Consider the following 18,981-nt stretch of genomic DNA (forward strand, 5'->3'; position numbering starts at 1 on the left):
ATATATGGAATATCGTTTCTTACAGCTTTTTTAGCTTGATGCCTTTTTAAGCGGACAAAACTGTCCGTATAATTTCGGAATGAAAAACCGGAATTTACCTAATCGTTCTGATGCCTTGGAACGCCGGGAACTGTTGCTGGACGCAGCTAACACGGTCTTTAGCAAGTGTGGTGTCACGGCCCCTTTGGATCAGGTTGTGTCGCAGGCAGGGGTAGGACGGGCGACGCTCTATCGCAATTTCCCAGACCGGGCTGCCTTGATGGAGGCGCTGCTGATACGGGCAGCAGACCGGATTGAAGAACGCTTTTCAAGCAAGCGCAAAGGCAATGCTCAGGATTTCAAGGTCTTGATGCAGGTGCTGGCAGGGTTCGCGCTGGAGTCGGCTCCCATGTCCGATTACTGGAAAGCGATTGATCCCAATCACCCCACCATTGTGGGGGTGCGTGCCCGTTTGGTTGATCTGGCGCGCGAACCCTTGGCAATGGGGCAGGCCGCCGGGCAGTGCAACCCGGCCTTGCAGCCCACGGACATTCCCTTGTTGATTGGCATGCTGGCTGCCAGCTTGCGGGGGCGCACGGACAAGGAAAGGCTACTGTTCGTAAAACGCTCGCTGAAGTTCTTGTGTGAAGGCGTGTTGTTGCAGGTGGACCGTAATGCTCCTGATTGGGAGCCTGAATGAGTCAGTACATCAAGCCGCATCCACATTGGGAAGAGCATGAAAAGCCCTTCATGCCGGGCTCGCCATCGGCACCTCATCATGAATCGCATATCCGTATGGCTTATGGTCTGGTTGCGATTCTGGTTGGTTTGACAGGTGGTTTGGGTAATGCCCTGGTGTCGGTGAATTTGCCGACGCTGCAAGGGGAGCTGGGGTTGACGCCCTCCGAGGCAGCCTGGTTGCCCGCAGCCTATGCCATGGTCAATATCACCGCCAATTTGCTGGTGTTCAAGTTCAGGCAGCAATATGGCATGCGCCTGTTTGCCGAGATAGGCCTGGGTTTGTATGCCGTTCTGGCTTTGCTTCATTTATCCATTAATAGTGCTGAATCGCTGATTTTTCTGCGTGGTGCCAGCGGGTTTTCTGGTGCGGCGGCTAGCACCCTGGGCGTCTTGTATATGCTGCAAGCTTTCCCCAGACGCCTGCTAGGTAAGGCTCTGGTGCTGGGAGTGAGTATCACGCAAATGGCGACGCCCTTGGCCTGGGTGCTGTCGCCGTCCTTGATAGAGCTGGGGAATTGGCACGGCCTGTATAGCTTTGAGGCGGGCATGGCCTTGTGCTCCTTTGCGGCAGTAGTGCTGCTGAAGTTGCCCCCCGGCTATCAGATCAAGGCGTTTGAAAAACTGGACTTCCTGGCTTTTGTCTTGTTTGCTCCGGCTGCCGGTTTGCTGATCGCATTCTTGACGCAAGGCTATATCCGCTGGTGGTTCAACGACACAAGCCTGGCTTGGATGGCGATGGCGTCCTTGTTCCTGTTCACCGTCTGTTCGTTTCTGGAATATCACCGCGTCAATCCTTTGCTGAAAGTGCGGTGGTTGGCGCAGGGTTCCACCATTTACTTTGCCGTCGGGGCCATGATTTTGCGCTTCATCACGACCGAGCAGAACTACGGCATGGTCAATATGCTGCGCAGTTTGGGCATGGGCTCGGAGCAGATGCAGCCTTTGTTCTGGGTGGTGTTTGTGGGCATTGTGTGCGGCATTGTGCTCAGCGCCATCACCTTTGGGCCCAAGACGATTCTGGTACAGGTGTTTGCCGCGATTTTGCTGATTGGCGTGTCCAGCTTCATGGATTTTGGGCGTACCAGCCTGGACCGCCCGCAGGATTTTTTCTATAGCCAGTTTGTGCTGTCCATTGGCGCGGGCATGTTCATGGGGCCCTTGGTGATGATTGGCTTCAAACAAGCCTTCAAGTATGGCCCCGACCATATCGTGACTTTTATTGTGCTGCTCAATGTTACCCAGACCTTGGGCGGATTGATGGGCACCGCGACCTTGAGCACGTTTCAGCAGCAGCGCCAGCAGCATCATTACGCGGCCATTGTCAGCCATGTGAATGTGGCTGAGCCTTTGGTGGCCAATCGTCTGAAACAGCAGCAACAGGCTGTAGGGCCAACGGTGACCGATCCGATGTTGAGGGCGGCGACGGGCACGGCTCAGTTGGCACAGATTGCCCGCCGCGAGGCCAGTGTCAGGGCGTACAACGATGTTTTTCTGTTGATTGGCATTCTGGCGACGGGCTTTTTGCTGTGGCCCGTGTTGCTGGCCGCTGGCCCCGCTATTCAGTCCAGACGAGCGCAAGCCGCTGCTGGCACTTCTTCGAATTCTTAAACCTGGTCCGTATTTATGAGTCAAGACACTTCATCTGAAAATCAGGATCGCAATAGTGAGCTTGCCGCGCCGACAGACTCGGATAACGATGGCAAGCTGGGTCCGAATACTGAATCTTCTCTGCCGCCCAAGATCATCAAACCCAGCAAACGCAGTGTCATTGCGATGGCCTTTGTATTGTTGGGAGGTTTGCTGTTGATCTTGTGGGCTTGGAACCTGGGGCCGTTCAACACCACTCGCGTCACTACCGACAACGCCTATGTACGTGGGCAGATGACGGTGCTGGCACCGCAGGTAAGCGGTTATGTGTCCGAGGTACTGGTGCAGGACTTTGAGCGAGTCCAGGCGGGCCAGCCTTTGGTGCGCATTGATGAGCGCATTTATAAAGAAAAACTGCATCAGGCGCAGGCTCAACTGGATGCGGCTTTGGCTGAGTTGGCGAATCTGGATCAAGCCCAAGCACAGAACCGCGCCAGCCTGGATGCTCGCAAGGCGGCCTTGGTGTCTGCTCAGGCTGAAGCCCGTCGCTCCGAGGCGGATCGTAATCGTGCCAGGGAATTGGCAAACAAAGGTTCGATCTCGGTACGAGAGCGAGATCAGGCTGTAGCGACTGCCGAGCTGGGGCGCGGCAATATGCTGCAAGCCAAGGCAAACATTGCGATTGCCGAAGAAACCATCAAGTCCACCGAGGTGGCTCGGGCGACCTTGCAGGCCAAGGTGAAATCCGCTGAAGCCGCCTTGGGTTTGGCTCGCATCGATATGGATAACACCGTGGTGACCGCGCCTGCAGCCGGTCAGGTCAGCGAAGCGTCTGTGCGTCAGGGGCAGTATGTGACGGCAGGTTCGCAACTGCTGTTTCTGGTGCCGGATACCCGTTGGGTAGTGGCGAACTTCAAGGAAACGCAGACGGCGGGTATTCATGTGGGGCAGTTGGCCCGATTCACCGTTGATGGTCTGGATGGCACAGAGTTTCAAGGTCATGTAGAGCGTATTGCCCCGGCCACGGGCTCCGAGTTTTCCGTGCTGCGCGCGGATAATGCCAGTGGCAACTTCACCAAGGTTGTTCAGCGCTTGCCGGTACGCATTGCTATCGATGCGGATCAGCCCGGTATGGAGCGTTTGCGACCTGGCATGTCCGTGATTGCCAAGGTGGATATTTCCGATAAGCCTGATCAAACAAAACAGGAGCGTGAACGATGATCCTGTTTGCAAGAACGTATGGCATGGCCATCTTAAGTGGCGCGGCGCTGTTGTCCGGCTGTATGCCTGCTTACCGGGTCGTACCCGAGCAGGCGCAGGTAGCTGTGCCATCCGGGTGGATAGGAGCATCCTCTGAAGGCACTGTGGTCGATTCGGCCTGGTGGAAAGCCTTTAACGATCCCGGCTTGAGTGCGCTTGTGGAAGCTGCCTTGGCACGCAATAACGATATCTTGAGTGCTGCTACCCGCATCGAACAGGCAAGGGCCGCGGTGCAGCTGGCGGATTCGTCCTTGGGCCCTTCCTTGTCCTTTGACACAGGCGCGCATGCAGAGCGGGCCCTGGGGCCTGGCGGTATGGCAATCAGCCGTGCGGTACAGCCTGCCGTGCAATTGAATTGGGAGCTGGATCTCTGGGGGCGCTTGAGTTCGCAGGCGAAAGCGGCTGAACTCAAACTGTCTGCTACGCAGGCGGATTATGATGCCATTGCCTTGAGCGTCGCCTCCGAGACAGCACGTACCTATATTGCCTTGCTGGGTCTGGATGCACAGTTGCAGCAGGCCAAGGCCACCTCTACCTCCCGGACAGAAGCCTTGCGCCTGGCGCAGGAAAAGTTTGATGCGGGCTATATCTCCCAGCTGGAGTTGACCCAGGCCCAGTCCGAGCTGGAAGCGGTAGCGCAGCATATTCCGCAGCTGGAATTGGCGATTAGCCGTCATCACAATGCTTTGCGCCTCTTGTCCGGGGAGTTGCCTGCGGCTTATGAACAGAACGCCAGTTCCACCTTGTCGGCTTTAGAGCTGCCTGCACCGGGCTCTGGCTTGCCGTCCGAGCTGCTACGCCGCCGTCCTGATATTGCGCGAGCAGAGCTCGGTTTGGCTTCCAAGGATGCGTCCATGGCAGCCAGCCGGGCTGCCTTTTTGCCACAGGTTTCCTTGTCGGCACGGGCAGGGGCTTTGTACGTCAGCGCCTTGAGTTATGACCCGACCAAGATCTGGAGTTTGGGTGGCAGCATTCTGGCACCAATTTTTGACCGTGGTCGTTTGCAGGCGCAGTTTGATTCTGCAACAGCCCAGCGCGATGAGGCGGTCTTTGCGTATCGCGGCGTTGTTTTGACGGCCTTTTCCGAAGTGGAAAACGCCTTGGCGGGCCAGCGTCGTTTTGCGGAAGAGTTAAGCCACGTGACCGCGCGTCGGGACGTCTTGAAGCGCTCCTTGGAACACGCCCGCAATCGCTATGAGGCTGGCTATGCGTCTTATCTGGAACAACTAGATGCGCAGCGGAATCTGTACGAGGCAGAAAACCAGGTCATCGCCGTGCGGGAAAACCAGTTGCAGAATATGGTGGATCTGTACAAGGCGCTGGGTGGCGGCTGGGATTATGAAAAGGCGATGAAGCGGGAGTAACGTGAAAGGGACGGTAGTGGGGCTTTGTCAGGTGGAACATGTGTTTTGCTGCTACTGCTCCCGCAAAATCCGCCGAATTTCCAGAATTGCCTCGGGCGTTTCCTGTACGCTGTGGGAGAAGGGAATCACCAGTTCCGAGGTCGCACCAGGTAGATGGGAGCTTTGATAGGGCACCAGCCCATCGTCCGAATACAGCAGGTCTTTTTTGGGCGTGTAATTGGCAATAATGCTGTGATACCGCACTTGCGTGGAGATCGGCATTTTGGAGGTGATCTGCATGAAGGGATCGCTGTCGCGCAGGCTTTCCACGCCATTGGGCAGGATCAGCATCTCGTCTTTGGCGGGCGTATTGCCAACCGCCACCTGGCTAAGCTTGTTGAGTTGCGTCACCACCGTAACTGGCAAGGTAATCAGCGCCGCTGCCAGACGTGAAATACGGTTTCCCGCAAACGGTGTGCCCTTGTGAGGCGCAGCAATAAAGATCGCTGTCGTCACCCCGGGCAGAGGAGAGAAGTGCACCACATTGCCAAACTCCCGATTCATTTTGGCGATGCTGACATCATCCATTTGATAACGGTCGCGGGCTGCGTCTTCCAGTAGATTGTCGGACGAGGACACCAGCAAACGTCCCAGCACACCGCCCATGCTATGGCCGATCACCACGATATTGTTTGAGGCAATGGCCTTCCTGTCCGGATCAAAATGCCGGAAGGTTTCTGTCAGGGCTTTGCGAATCTCGGCATTGTTGTAGGGCAGGGGCAGATTGGTTGGATAGTAGACCTGCCAGATCTGATAGCGATCCCGTAACTCCTCATCGCCCAGCACCTCATTGGCGACGTTAATCCAAGCTTCCGGGCTGCTGGCCAGGCCGTGCAGCATGATGATGACGCGGCGATTCGGGTCATAGGGTTGCAGCAGGAACACATGCGGGGATTCAATACCACCGTCCCGTCCCAGGACGGTGCGTAAAGCCTGGGTCGAGAAGTCCGAGCGCGCCAGCCATAGCCCGTAGGCAGAGGTGTAATTGGCCGCCAAGGGCACTTGCACGTCTTTCAGCTTGACGCTGGTTTGCTGGTACGGATCGTAGCCAATAATGGTGGCGTCGCGAGTTTGCAGAACCTGGGACAGGGTTTCGCCGGGGAAAGTAATAATCCCCGTGACAGCCTGGAAAGGCGGTTCGCTGTAGGTGCTTTGAAAGCTGTTTGGCGTGACATCCTTTGACTCGTTCACGACCACCATCTCGGCTCCAAAACCGTCGCGCCGATAAATGCTGCGCACCCCGCGGAATGTTAATTGGGAGGCCGGAATCAGCTCATGGGGCTGAGGGGCGGTGGCATCGCGTACCTGGGACAGATCACCACGAATACGCCACCGACCAATCTCGATAGTTTTCTGGAAGGCGTAGCTGGTGTCGTGATACTTGGCAAACAGCAGCATGGTCGCTTGCTGCACCGCGTAGTTGTAGTAGTCACGCACCTGGGTCTGGCGGTCTTCAAATGCCCGGTCTCCTGGCCTGCGATCCGTGAAGAACAGATAGGCGTAGGCATAGCGGGCGCTTTGCAGATAGGCATCGAACAGCTCGGTCGAGAAGTCTGGCCGGGCATTGCGCCGACCTTGCAAGCGCAAGGCCTCTTGCGTCCAGATCTCGGCCAAGGTGGCCATGCGCTGCTCGGTGTCCAGATTCCACAGCTCTGTCAGCCTGGAAGAGCAGTGGGGAATGTCCTTGGCGCATTGCTCGGGCGCGATAGCCAGACTGGTCAGCGTATCGCGTGCGGAGGCGCTGAGTTTATTAGTGGTAAGAATGTCGCCACGGCGCTGGGCAATGTAGTCCTCGGTGCTGACAGTAGCGATTTTGACGCCGGCGCAGCCGCTCAGCAGTATGGCCAGAACTGTGATGGCCCCAGCCTTGTATAGCCCGCTCCTATGCTTGCCAGATACAAGCCGCTTCAAGCTGGTCGCGACGGCTTGTACCGGTGCCAGGTCAAGCAGCGTGTTCCGTACAGGATTAATCAAGGCCATCACGTTCTACAGTGGGTTCGTTGACGGGTTTAGAGGAGCTTGGTGCCGTGATACGGACTCAAGCAGCTGTCCAACGGCGTCAAATCGGCAGATTTGCGGAATGTATCCGTGTGCGAAATGCGATATTAACCTAAAGGCCTGGTACTGGCAGCAGCCGGATCTGGGCTGTGCAAAGCGTGCTTGGTTTTCTTTGCTGCGGGCGCGGTAGGTGGCTGGTGTATTCAGTCTGTATGGAGGCACTGCGTTCGTAGGCGCAGCGTTCCAGGCATCGCTGCAATGTAGAGTGCTAATTCTTGATGAGGGGCTAGCTTTAAGCGTGTAGGGTGGACCCACATCAGAGCGTGGTGGAACTATCGGTTTGCTCTTATGGTGTTTTAGCTGCTCTAACGCTTGCCTGCAGCAGAAAAGAAAAAAGCCCAAACCGAAGTTTGGGCTTTTTGAATTTGGAGCGGGAAACGAGACTTGCACTAGGCGCGTAAGTCGTTGTTTCCCGAACAATTTCTTCGCCGAGGTGCTCAGCGAAGACCTCAATTGTAGCCTTGTTTTTGGTCCCCGGCAACAAGATCGTCCAAAGAGTGCCACTGACGTCCATAGAGCTGCACCGAGTACCGAGACTCGCACTCGACACTACATCTTCGGGGATGGCCTCGGACTGGCAGCCTATCCCACGCTCTCTGCTCCCGCATCCCCCTCGTGATGCCAACCGGGCCGACGTTTCAAGTACTGGTGCTACTGACGCTTTCAAGAGGCGGCACGCTCCGCAGCTTGCGGTGCCCATCTGCTCAAGTCACGCAGGACACGCACGCGCCCTAACCGTATGGCGTGTATGCGCGCGATTCTTTATCGCTATATCAGGATGCTGGGAAAGCATGACAGGCTCGGGTTTCACCACGTCCTTGTAGACGCTGGACAGCCATTGCAATCCCCCCGCGCCTTGTGAAACCGCTGGCATATCAGGCCATACCAAAACGGTTTTGCGTAGATCGCCGCAACTCATGACGCTGCCAGTGTGAGTGCCACTGTCGAGCCAGCTTGCCTGAGGCCCGACCTCCTTGCGCATCATGAATTCTTGCACATCAAGCACACGACGGCTACCAGCAAGAGCTGGTGAGAAGTGCTTAGGCCGCGATGACGAGCGGATCAGATGACCCGCTTCATGCCCATACAACAGGCTGACCGCGAGGTTGGCACTAAAGGAGTCGGCCATGTAGTTCTCCTGGAAGGAGATGGGAGCATGAACAACAATGCACCAACATCGAAGGTGTTCTACCGCCCGATCGAAGCCTCCATACGCTGGGCCGGTCTGCTGCGGTTCGAGCGTGTCATCCTGGCCTCGATTTCGTCGCCACGGAACCTGCCGCAATCGCTGGACTGCCCGCGCTGGGGCGAACTGCGGCTGTACACCGATCGCATCTACGACGGCATCCTCAATGGGGAACTGCCCTTTGGGAAAAACGGCATCACGACACGCGATACCGCGCTGATCGATTCCCCTGATCTGACGGTTCGTCATGTCGATTTGAAGCGCTGGATGCGCCAGCACTACCCCGAGCAGCGACCTGGCTTCATGTTCTCCCGCAGCGAGCGCATCGCCCATCCCTTCATCTCGCTGGAAACCGGCCAAGCCATGCTGGTCGAACGGCTGGCCCTGAAATCCGCCCTGGAGCAGTGCAAGCGTCAACTACGCGAACTGCAAGACAAGCACGACGCGCTACTCAAGCAGTCCACTGTCACCCCAGCCTGCGCGCAATGCTCCATCAGCGACCGGGCCGAGGCTACCTATTTGCACATCATCGGCACCATGCTGGAGCTGATGCTCGGCAAGTCCCCATCGGGCACACCTTACTCCAGCTTCAACAGCCAGGAAGCGATTGCTACCGCGATGATCGCGCATCACGGCGAACTCATGGGCATTACCGATCGCACGCTGCAAGCCAAGTTTGCGCAAGCCCGCCGCAAGCTGCGGGCCGCCGTTTCTTGATATTTGCAAGCCCGTATCTGCGGTCGCGGAAACCGCATTTGCGGTGGTCTGGGACAGAAGCCGACATTTGAATAGGTGTCACGCCAACAAACGCCACTGAGCGTTCAGGAGTGACCGCCATGTCGCAAACACCTGTACTGCCGCCCAACGAACGCCGCATCCTGCGCCTGGAAGAAGTCGAAGCGAAGTCCGGCTTCAAGCGCGCCCACCTCTACAACCTGATGCGCGCCGGCAAGTTCCCCAAGGCGCTACGCCTGGGCGTGCGCGCCGTCGGCTGGGATTCCATCGAGATCGATGAGTGGATCGCCGATCGCGTCAACAGCCGGGCCTGACCCGTTCTCCCACGGATTTCCCATCCTCACCCGGAGAACGCCATGCAGGTTGTATCCATTGTCTCAACCAAAGGGGGCGTCGGTAAAACGACTACGGCCGCCAACCTGGGCGGGCTCGCCGCCGACGCGGGGCTGCGCGTGCTGCTGCTCGATCTCGACGTGCAGCCCACCTTGTCCTCGTACTACGAGTTGGCCCACCGCGCGCCTGGCGGCATCTATGAATTGCTGGCCTTCAACGAGCGCGACCTCGGCCAGCTCGTGTCCCGCACGATCATCACAGGCCTTGACCTGGTGCTCTCCAACGACCACCGGGGCGAGCTGAACACCTTGCTGCTGCACGCGCCGGACGGACGCCTGCGACTACGGCACCTGCTCCCGGCACTGGCTCCACTCTACGACCTGGTGCTGATCGACACCCAGGGCGCACGCTCGGTGACGCTGGAGATGGCGGTGCTAGCCTCCGATCTCGCGTTGTCACCCGTGACCCCGGAAATCCTCGCCGCCCGCGAACTGCGGCGCGGCACCATGCAGTTGCTGGAGGACATCGCGCCCTACCGGCTCCTGGGCATCGAGCCGCCGCCGCTGCATCTGCTCATCAACCGCGTCCACCCGGTGTCGGCGAACGCCCGGCTGATCCAGCAGGCCCTGCGCGATCTGTTCCAGGAACACACCGGCATCCGCGTGCTGGCCACCGATGTGCCGGCGATCGAAGCCTATCCGCGCGCCGCGACGCGCGGTCTGCCAGTGCATCGGGTCGAGTACCGCCAGCCACCGGGCAGAGTCGCCCCCGCCGCGCTCGACACCATGCGCGGCCTCGCTGGCGAGCTGTTCCCGCAATGGCAACACCGATTTGCCACGGTGTCCGGCCGCCCGCCATTTCCTCTTGATACCGGGAGGCCCCATGGCGAACGCACATGAACTGGCCCGAGGCCACAAGCGGCTGCGCGCCCTGATCGAGTTCGCCGTCGGCGAGGGCTGGCACGTCAAGCGCACGCCAGGCGGCCACCTCAAATTCACCAAGGCAGGCTGCGCCGCGATCTACACCAGCTCGACCGCCAGCGACCACCGGGCGGCGCTCAACGCCCGCGCGCAGATCCGCCGCGCCGAGCGCGAGGCCCGGCCCCCAGCGCAGGGAGGCCGCCATGGCTGAGATGACCTCCCAGCAGATGGCCGGCAAGCTGCTCGCGGCCGGGTTCGAGCGCAGCGGCCCGTCCACCTCGGCCTTGAGCGACCCGATCGCCGACACGCCCATGGTCGTGACCCTGGACCAGTTGCGTCCCTACGACCACGACCCCAGGAAGAAGCGCAATCCGGCCTACGAGGACATCAAGGCGTCCATCCGCGAGCGTGGCCTTGACGCAGCGCCGGCAATCACCCGGCGCCCGGGCGAGGACCACTACATCATTCGCAACGGCGGCAACACGCGCCTGGCGATCCTGCGCGAACTGTGGTCGGAGACCAAGGAAGAGCGGTTCTTCCGCATACCGTGCCTGTTCCGCCCGTGGCCCAGCCGCGGCGAAGTCGTGATGCTGACCGGCCACCTGGCCGAGAACGAACTGCGCGGGGGCTTGACGTTCATCGAGCGCGCCCTCGGCGTCGAGAAGGCACGCGAGTTCTACGAGCAGGAAAGCGGCACCGCACTGAGCCAGTCCGAGCTGGCCCGCCGCCTCGCTGCCGATGGCTTCCCGGTCCAGCAGTCGCACATCAGCCGGATGAACGACGCGGTGCGCTACCTGCTGCCGGCGATCCCGACCGTGCTCTATGGTGGGCTCGGCCGCCACCAGGTCGAGCGCCTGTCGGTCATGCGCAAGGCCTGCATGCTCGCGTGGGAGCGCTACGTCAAGGGCCGCACGCTGGTACAGGATTTCGACGACTTCTTTCAGGAGGTGCTGTCGCAGTTCGACACGCAGGCCGACGAGTTCGTCCCCCAGCGCGTGCAGGACGAGCTGATCGGCCAGATGTCCGAACTGCTCGGCATCGACTACGACGTACTGGCGCTTGACCTCACCGAATCCGAAAGCCGCCATCGCGCTCTGGTCAGCAACCCAACCCCGCCATCGGCGCCGCCCGCGCTGCCTGAGCCTGGCACCGTGGCACGCCCGCCCGCCGCGCTGGCCCCATCGGTCCCGACGCCGGCGGCCACACCTGGGTCGCGCGAGCGCGAGGGCGGCTCAGGGACGGACGGCTCGCCCGCAGGAAGCCCCGTGGCGGCTCCTGGTGATCTGCTGCAGGGGCACATCGTTTCGCCTGCACCGACGACGGAGCGGCTGCAATCCATTCAGCGGATGGTCGCCGACGAGCTGGGGGATGCGCTGCCCGATTTTTCGGCCAACGTCTTGCAGTCCATTCCCGTCCAGGCCGGCGGTCTCTACCCGATCTCCGACGTCTGGCACATCGACACGGGCCTGGACACGCCCGATCGCCTGCGCATCCACATCGCGCAGTTCGCACGCGAGATCGCGGGTGAGGCAGGCCTTGATCAGTGCATCGAGGACCGCGCGGACGGCGTAGGCTTCGCATGCCGTGCCAGCGCGCAGCCCCCATCACCCCAGGGCCGTGGCGTGCTGGCATTGCTGGCGAGCCTAGCAGGGCAGAGCTTCACCGATGCCGATCTGGACGGCGGGCAGCTTGCCGCCGAGCTGCCGGCGCTGCTGCACGGCCAAGGCGATGCGACACGCCGCTTGAGCGACACCGCGCTGGTCAAGCTGTTCCGATTGCTGCGCCTGGCCCGGCGCCTGCTGGACCTGGAATCCGGTGTCGCAGGCCCTGGGGCATGAAGGAAGGAGACCCGCATGTCCGCCCCGCACCCGCTCAATCAAGCCGTCATCGCCCAGGCGCTCTACGACCTGCGCAACGGCCAACTGCGCCGCTGCAAGGCGATGGGCTTCAGCGAGGCCGAGCTGGATGCGCTCAAGCATCCTGCCATGGTGAGCGTGCTGGCCAACGCCAATGTCTCGTGGTGTTCCGTGTCCGTGAACCGCGAGGTGCTCCGGCGTCTGCTCTCGCAGGCGCAGGACGTGGAGAAGGAAATCGCGACCGTCGATCGCATGTTGCGCCTGGGGGCCAGCACGGAGATGGTCAGCCGCTTTTATGGCCTGACCCATCAGGAGGTCGCCCTGCGCCGTGAGGTGCTGGGCCTGCCCAAGCGCAAGGGGCGTCACCCTGTCCTGGACGAGAAGCAGGACGTCGAACTGTGGCGGCGCTGGAAAGCCATCACCAGCAGCAGGAATGTGGACCTGGAGGACGAGACCTCGATTCTCGACGCGGCCATGGACCTCGCCGAAGGCATGGATTTGCCGCTGTCGGTGGTCTGGGCCGCGATCAAGTCGTGGGTCGATCAGGGATTGGGTTGAGCCATGGCCGTGGACGACCCCGCACCACGCCATGGCCCCGTCGCCCTCGCTGACCTGTTCGACGCAGCGCTGAAAGACCTTGCGCCCAGGCCCAGCCCACCCACGCCCACCCCCATGCGCATGCCTATACCTGCGCCGTCACCTGCGACACCGGCCGCGTCCGGCGATGCGTTCCTCTTCAGCGGCAACCGGCATGAGACCGTACCGCGGCGGCTGTTCCTCGACCGCCGCCTGACGCCGCTGGAGCGCAACGCCTGGCAGGTGTTCCGGCTGATGCTCAACGACGACGGCGTGACCGCATTCCCCACCTATGAGCAGTTGCGGCCCTGGCTGGCCTCGATGCCCTGCGCCGGGCAGGCCTCGCACGAAACCGTGGCGCGAGCCCTGACGCTGCTGCGGCTGACCCGATGGCTGAGCCTGGTGCGGCGACGGCGCGACGCCAGGACCGGCCGCATCCTCGGCAACCTCTATGTCCTGCACGACGAGCCGCTGACCCCCTTTGAAGCGATGCAGCTCGACCCGGACTACCTACAACTCGTCAGCCAGGCGCTCGGCCATTCGGCCAAAGCCGTGCAGATCGTCGGCCTGCACACCCTCAGGGAAATCGGCGAAGACCCGATGCTGGCCGGGCGCACCCTGCCGTCGAGGCTGCAAGTCCTGGCCGAGCGCCTCGCCAGCCAGGGCGTCGGGGCACACGAAGGTTATCCACAGGAGGATGCCGCACACGAATCCGAAGAAGGGCCGACGAGCCTTCTTCGGAATCCCGATGACCCCACTTCGGAATCCGAAGCAGGGTCGAAACCCGCGCCAGACGCCTCTCTTCGGAATCCGAATCAGGCCCGTACAGTACGTAGTAGTCGTATGAATGAAGTACGTACTACCGCGCAGGCACAGGCGCAGGCGCGCGCGCTGGGCGACCTGCAATGGCCCAAGCGCTTCGCGGAACTGAAGGCAGAGCAGCAGACAGGTGCGCGGGTGGCATTGCAGCAGGTCGATGCCGCGCTGAGGCAGGCCGTGTTGGACGAATGGGCCGCACGATGCAGCAGCCATGGCATCCGCAATCCTGCCGGGTATCTGTTCGGCATCATCCAGCGGGCCATCCATGGCGAGTTCAACGCCTGGGCCAAGAAAGACGCGCCATCGGCACACGCTCCGCCGAATGAGCGGCCACCACCAGCACCGCCACCATCCCAGCCGCAGGGCAAGCCGGTGCCGCCAGAAGTCGCCAGGCAGCACATCGAACGGCTGCGCAACCTGCTCGCCAGCAAGTGAGCGGGCCTGCAAGGCGGTGAAGTGGATGCCAGTGGCTTCCAGTAGAGCTATCCCCAGGGGATAGTTCCACTGACGGCTACACGTCGAACCGCTGCACGCCAGGCCCCGATCGCCTGCGGCGGGAGCGGCCTTGTCCGGGCTTGAGCCGGGCGCGCAGCGTTCCTTGGCGCTCCATGGAACTATCCCCTGGGGATAGTTCCACTGACAGCTACGACGTCGAACCGCTGCACGCCAGGCCTCGATCGCCTGCCGCGGGATCGGCCCTGTCCACGCTGATCCAGGCGTGCAGCGTTCCTTGGCGCTCCATGGCGCTATCCCCAGGGGATAGCTCGCGCCGCATGCACCCGCCGCGCCCTGAACCGGGGACGGGCGGGTTTCGGTTTGTTGACTGACTGCCTTCCGGCACCTGCCGAAGCTGTCCGCTCTTTTCCAACAACGAGCGGACACCATGGCAACCACCAACGAACCCCTGCAACTGAATCTCGGCTCCCTGCGCAGCGCGATGTCGCTGACGCTGCACACGCACCACGCCTCGCGCATCTGGCACGGCCGCGCCGCCGCCGAGGGGCGACCGGGCATCGTCGGCCTGAACGGCTACATCGCCCAGATGAACAAGATGCGGCGCGGCTCGGAGCAGGACGACCCGTACAGCGACTTCTGGATGCTGCGCATCGAGGACAAGCTCGACCAGACGAAGGCCACGCTGCAATCGCTGCGCGAGCAGGTGGACCAGGCGTTGGCGAGCGTGCCGCCGGCACTCACCCTGGGCGAGAACCTCAACGTGCAGCCCGTCAAGCTGCCGCTATTCGTCAATGCGCAGTTGGGCTTTGCCGCGGTGTATCTGCTCGCCGACTACGACGACATCGCCCGCAAGTTGATCCTCGCGCACCACACCGCGCTGATCGATCGCTCGACGCTCGAACGCTGGCTCAACGAAGGCGCACATGCGCTGCGCAGTCTTTTCAGCCTGGCCCAGCAGTACCGCTACTCGGGCTGCACCCGCGACGACTTCGCTTCCAAGAATGCGGCTGCGCGGGCGGCGCTGGAGAAGTACGGCGAGTTGCCGCAGGACGTGCTGGAGGGCACGCGCCGCTCGAAGTTCGCGCCGCCCATCGTGCGCCGCGGTCTGCAACAGCGCGGTGAGGCTCCTGCCGCAACCGCATCGCCCAGCGACGAGGCCACCACCACCGAGGCACCCGAGACCACCGCGGGCGAGGACGCGCAAGCATGAGCGACCCGAACCGCGACACCCGCTACTTCCGCCCGCTGCAACAGACCGCCTTCATGCGGCTGGAACATGCAGGCTCTCTAAAAGGCCTTTTAAAGCCTTTTAAAGGTAAAGGGGACTTGGAGGCCTGGGCCAGCCAGTGCTTCGCCATGCGCGACGAGTTGATTGGCTTGGCGCAGCGACAGGTGCTGCCACAGGCGGTCGGGCATCCCTTCCACCTGCTGCCCATCGAACTGGCCCAGCAGACCACTGGCGCAGGCACGGTGTTTTTGCGCTGGCGCAAGCACGACAGGTCAGCCATGGGCGTGGCCCTGTGGCAGGAGCTGATGGCGAGCACCAGCACGCCGGTCAACCTCCTGGCCGACCTGCACGCGATCGAGCTTCAGCGCATCACGCTGAACATGCAGATCAGCCTGTTGCACACCTTGGGCAGGCAGGCCCAGGAGTGCGCCAGCAAGGCCGCCGAGGCGGAAGACGCCTACCTGCGCCGGCTCAAGTCCACACCGCCCACCCTGCGCGATCGGTGATCGCGCAGGGCACCCCAGCACGCGCCCGCCGCCAACCAGGTGCGGGTATTTCAACCACCACGGAGATTGCAACATGAGCACGCATTTTTCTGGCGAAGGCAACATCGGTTCGCCCCCCGAGTACCGGGAGTTCCCCAACGGCAACGACGAGCCCAGCCGCCTTCTGCGCCTGAACGTCTATTTCGACAACCCCATTCCCAAGAAGGATGGCACCTTCGAGGATCGCGGCGGCTTCTGGGCGCCGGTGGAAATCTGGCACCGCGACGCCGCGCACTGGAAGGACCTGTACCAGAAAGGCATGCGTGTGCTGGTCGTCGGCCGCATGGAACGCGAACCCTGGACGGACAACGAGGATCAGCCGCGCGAGACCTGGCAGATCAACGCGCGCAGCGTCGGCATCCTGCCGTTCCGCATCGAGTCCGTGACCCTCAGCCCCAGGCAGCAGGAGACCGCGCAGGAGGCGCAGCCGAAGCCCCAGGCCGCCCAGGAACCGACCGCGCCGAAGGAGCCGAAGCGCAGGAAGTGACCCGGCATGGGGCGACGGCAGTCGTTCGTCGCCCCATGCCCTCGCGAGCTATCCCCAGGGGATAGCTCCATCAACGTCCACCGGCTTCCACGCGCGCCCGAAAGCCGCGGCTCCCGAACCGCACACCCCCGGCCGCACGCCACTCCCGTCCCCGCCATTCCATCCCGTGAAAGTGGTCGCCACCGCATGCGGCTTGTTTGCTGCTGCCCCTGGTGGTGCTCGGCATCCTCGATTCCAGCAACTCAATGAACCACGGAAATCGGATGGACGGACATGCGGCTGTTCTTGTGCGAGAAGCCCTCCCAGGGCAAAGACATTGGCCGGATTCTCGGCGCGACGCAGCGCGGTGAAGGCTGTCTCAGCGGCTCCGGCGTCACCGTCACCTGGTGCATCGGCCATCTCGTAGAAACGGCAGCCCCCGAGGTCTATGACGCGGCGCTCAAACGCTGGTCTCTGGAGCAGTTGCCCATCGTTCCCCAGCAATGGCGGGTCGAGGTCAAACCAAAGACCGCCACGCAATTCAAGGTCGTCAAGGCGCTTCTGGCGAAGGCGACCCATCTCGTCATCGCCACCGATGCCGACCGTGAGGGCGAGCTGATCGCCCGCGAGATCATCGACCTATGCGGCTACCGCGGCCCCATCGAGCGACTATGGCTGTCGGCGCTCAACGATGCGTCGATCCGCACCGCGCTCGGCAAGCTGCGGCCGTCTGCGGACACGCTGCCGATGTACTACTCGGCGCTGGCGCGCTCGCGGGCCGACTGGCTCGTCGGCATGAACCTCAGCCGGTTGTTCACGGTGCTCGGGCGTCAGGCCGGCTACGACGGCGTGCTGTCCGTCGGCCGCGTCCAGACGCCGACCTTGAAGCTGGTCGTGGACCGCGACCGCGAGATCGCGGCCTTCAAGTCGGTGCCGTTCTGGGCCATCGACGTGTCCCTTTCCGCAGGTGGACAGGTTTTCAGCGCGCAGTGGGTTCCGCCCGATGGCTGCACCGATGACGCCGGCCGCTGCCTGCAGCAGCCGGTGGCCCAGCAGGCCGCGCAGCAGATCCGCGCTGCGGGCAGCGCCCAGGTCGTGTCAGTCGAGACCGAGCGCGTGCGCGAAGGGCCACCGCTGCTGTTCGAACTGGGAACGCTTCAGGAGGTTTGTTCCAAGCAGCTTGGGCTGGATGTGCAGGAGACGCTGGAGATCGCCCAGGCCCTGTATGAGACCCATAAAGCCACCACGTACCCGCGTTCCGATTCGGGCTACCTGCCCGAAAGCATGTTCGCCGAGGTGCCGACTGTTCTGGACAGCCTGCTCAAGACCGACCCCTCGCTGCGCCCGATCATGGGCCAGCTCGACCGCTCCCAGCGCTCGCGCGCCTGGAACGACGGCAAAGTGACGGTGCACCACGGCATCATTCCCACCTTGGAACCCGCGAACCTCTCGGCGATGAGCGAGAAGGAACTGGCGGTGTACCGGCTGATCCGCGCGCACTACCTGGCGCAGTTCCTCCCTCACCACGAGTTCGACCGCACGATCGCCGAGCTGTCCTGCGGCCAGCAGAAGCTGGTGGCCACAGGAAAGCAGGTGGCCGCCCAGGGTTGGCACCTGGTGTTGGCCGAGCCGCAAGCGGACGAAGACGGGGAAACCACCGCGCGCAGCCAGGTACTCCCCGCGCTGCGCGAGGGCCTGGCATGCCAAGTGGCCGAGGCCGAAGTCAAGGCGCTCAAGACGTTGCCTCCGAAGCCCTACACCCAGGGCGAACTGGTCAAGTCGATGAAAGGCGTGGCGCGCTTCGTGACCGACCCGCGCCTGAAGCAGAAGTTGAAGGACACGACGGGCATTGGCACCGAAGCCACGCGCGCCAACATCATCACCGGCCTGCTGACGCGGGGCTATCTCGTGAAGAAAGGACGCTCCATTCGCGCATCGGATGCGGCATTCACGTTGATCGACGCTGTGCCCGCGGCGATTGCCGACCCCGGAACCACCGCCGTGTGGGAGCAGGCGCTCGACATGATCGAGGCCGGACAGCTCACCCTGGATGTGTTCATCGGCAAGCAGGCCGCATGGATTTCGCAACTGATCGTGCAGTACGGCAGCACCTCGCTGTCCATCAAGGTTCCCCAGGGTCCCGCTTGCCCGCAGTGCGGCGCACCGACGCGCCAGCGCACCGGCAAGACCGGCCCCTTCTGGTCGTGCAGTCGCTACCCCGACTGCAAAGGCACGCTGCCGGTCGATTCCGGCACGTCCAAGCGCGGTGCCTCGCGCCCGCGCAGTAGCGGCCGCAAGGGCTCCTGACCGACCCCGCTCCCCGAGAGCCGTGCCCGCCATCGGCGGCGTGGTCCATGTCCCGCACGCCCTGCGGGACGCCCAGCGCGCAACGCCTTCTCTTGTCCGTGTGCGCGTCCCGCTCGGCCGCCCCCCGGCCGCGGGGCCTGAAGGTAGCTTCTCCGCGAACCGTGTCCGGGGTTTCCCGGCGTGTTCTGCTGATCTGCATTTTTCCGCCTCTGCGAAGGGTCCCCCGATGGCTTGCCAGGCTGCGAGCCACCCGGAGACCCTTCGTGGTCAGCGGTATTCGATGCCGTGCCCAACGGCGAAAAACTGGGCTCCTTTTGTGCGCGGATGTGCGCCAGAAGATGCCGGCGCCAACCACGACATGCGCCGGGTGCGATTGCTGACAGCAGACGGTTCTAGCGACGACCGGGCCTGCAACAGCCCACGGGTGGTTCTGTCCTCCCGAGCCGAAGGCCACACGGCCTTCGGCGCCTTTCTCCTGCCGATCAACGTCCCGGCCCGCCCTGGGCCACACGAACAGGAGACCCGA

Annotated in this window: 17 protein-coding genes; 15 read left to right on the top strand and 2 right to left on the bottom strand. The window is 62.3% G+C overall.

All coding sequences use genetic code 11. The features are described 5' to 3' along the window. Positions 1–79 precede the first annotated feature (79 nt). The 4 genes from MID00_RS13170 to MID00_RS13185 are packed head-to-tail and all read left to right on the top strand — an operon-like array spanning position 80 to position 4,931. The gene (locus MID00_RS13170) at positions 80–679 is read left to right on the top strand and encodes a TetR/AcrR family transcriptional regulator (protein WP_080748065.1); all 600 of its coding nucleotides are present in this window, start codon (positions 80–82) and stop codon (positions 677–679) included. After that, positions 676–2,328 carry an MFS transporter gene (locus MID00_RS13175; protein WP_250755956.1) on the top strand — a complete coding sequence of 551 codons (1,653 nt, stop codon included), beginning with the start codon at positions 676–678 and terminating at the stop codon, positions 2,326–2,328. The genes MID00_RS13170 and MID00_RS13175 overlap by 4 nt, the downstream gene beginning before the upstream one ends. Before the next feature lie 15 nt (positions 2,329–2,343). After that, positions 2,344–3,528 carry an HlyD family secretion protein gene (locus MID00_RS13180; RefSeq protein WP_342466868.1) on the top strand — a complete coding sequence of 395 codons (1,185 nt, stop codon included), beginning with the start codon at positions 2,344–2,346 and terminating at the stop codon, positions 3,526–3,528. Next, the gene (locus MID00_RS13185; RefSeq protein ID WP_250755955.1) at positions 3,525–4,931 is read left to right on the top strand and encodes an efflux transporter outer membrane subunit; all 1,407 of its coding nucleotides are present in this window, start codon (positions 3,525–3,527) and stop codon (positions 4,929–4,931) included. The genes MID00_RS13180 and MID00_RS13185 overlap by 4 nt, the downstream gene beginning before the upstream one ends. A gap of 51 nt (positions 4,932–4,982) precedes the next feature. Here MID00_RS13185 and MID00_RS13190 read toward each other — a convergent pair whose 3' ends face one another. Together MID00_RS13190 and MID00_RS13195 are read right to left on the bottom strand one after the other, a co-directional pair. Next, the gene (locus MID00_RS13190) at positions 4,983–6,950 is read right to left on the bottom strand and encodes a triacylglycerol lipase (RefSeq protein ID WP_254498941.1); all 1,968 of its coding nucleotides are present in this window, start codon (positions 6,948–6,950) and stop codon (positions 4,983–4,985) included. Positions 6,951–7,737: 787 nt separating this feature from the next. Further along, a complete protein-coding gene (locus MID00_RS13195; protein WP_042920652.1) occupies positions 7,738–8,157 on the bottom strand; it encodes a hypothetical protein in 420 nt (139 codons plus the stop codon). Positions 8,158–8,184: 27 nt separating this feature from the next. On the opposite strand from MID00_RS13195, the gene MID00_RS13200 reads away from it, so the two are divergent. The 11 genes from MID00_RS13200 (at position 8,185) to MID00_RS13250 (ending at position 18,455) form a co-directional block, all read left to right on the top strand. Then, positions 8,185–8,931, top strand: a complete 747-nt coding sequence (locus tag MID00_RS13200; protein ID WP_033947958.1) for a hypothetical protein — start codon at positions 8,185–8,187, stop codon at positions 8,929–8,931. A gap of 119 nt (positions 8,932–9,050) precedes the next feature. After that, complete coding sequence (locus tag MID00_RS13205; RefSeq protein ID WP_033947959.1) at positions 9,051–9,263, top strand: AlpA family transcriptional regulator; 213 nt, start codon at positions 9,051–9,053, stop codon at positions 9,261–9,263. A gap of 42 nt (positions 9,264–9,305) precedes the next feature. Then, entirely contained in the window at positions 9,306–10,181 is an 876-nt protein-coding gene (locus MID00_RS13210; protein ID WP_033947962.1) for a ParA family protein, read from the top strand. After that, the gene (locus tag MID00_RS13215; RefSeq protein ID WP_033947964.1) at positions 10,165–10,413 is read left to right on the top strand and encodes a hypothetical protein; all 249 of its coding nucleotides are present in this window, start codon (positions 10,165–10,167) and stop codon (positions 10,411–10,413) included. The genes MID00_RS13210 and MID00_RS13215 overlap by 17 nt, the downstream gene beginning before the upstream one ends. Further along, positions 10,406–12,040 (top strand): ParB family protein, encoded by a 1,635-nt coding sequence (locus MID00_RS13220; RefSeq protein WP_033947970.1) that lies wholly within the window; start codon positions 10,406–10,408, stop codon positions 12,038–12,040. The genes MID00_RS13215 and MID00_RS13220 overlap by 8 nt, the downstream gene beginning before the upstream one ends. A 15-nt stretch (positions 12,041–12,055) precedes the next feature. Beyond that, on the top strand, positions 12,056–12,616 hold the full coding sequence (locus MID00_RS13225) for a DUF2857 domain-containing protein (protein ID WP_021205172.1): 561 nt from the start codon (positions 12,056–12,058) through the stop codon (positions 12,614–12,616). A 3-nt stretch (positions 12,617–12,619) separates the two neighbouring features. Then, positions 12,620–13,888 carry an STY4528 family pathogenicity island replication protein gene (locus tag MID00_RS13230; protein WP_033947976.1) on the top strand — a complete coding sequence of 423 codons (1,269 nt, stop codon included), beginning with the start codon at positions 12,620–12,622 and terminating at the stop codon, positions 13,886–13,888. Positions 13,889–14,336: 448 nt separating this feature from the next. Next, positions 14,337–15,119: a PFL_4669 family integrating conjugative element protein gene (locus MID00_RS13235; protein ID WP_033947978.1), complete on the top strand. Its 783-nt coding sequence runs from the start codon at positions 14,337–14,339 to the stop codon at positions 15,117–15,119. Next, entirely contained in the window at positions 15,116–15,643 is a 528-nt protein-coding gene (locus MID00_RS13240; protein ID WP_033947980.1) for a DUF3158 family protein, read from the top strand. Before MID00_RS13235 ends, MID00_RS13240 begins: the two co-directional genes overlap by 4 nt. A gap of 73 nt (positions 15,644–15,716) precedes the next feature. After that, a complete protein-coding gene (locus tag MID00_RS13245) occupies positions 15,717–16,169 on the top strand; it encodes a single-stranded DNA-binding protein (protein WP_033947983.1) in 453 nt (150 codons plus the stop codon). A gap of 273 nt (positions 16,170–16,442) precedes the next feature. Continuing rightward, positions 16,443–18,455, top strand: a complete 2,013-nt coding sequence (locus MID00_RS13250) for a DNA topoisomerase III (protein ID WP_042920648.1) — start codon at positions 16,443–16,445, stop codon at positions 18,453–18,455. The last annotated feature ends 526 nt before the right edge of the window (positions 18,456–18,981 follow it).

Source organism: Alcaligenes sp. NLF5-7, from assembly GCF_024266725.1.
In the GTDB taxonomy this organism is placed as follows: Bacteria; Pseudomonadota; Gammaproteobacteria; order Burkholderiales; family Burkholderiaceae_B; genus Alcaligenes; species Alcaligenes phenolicus.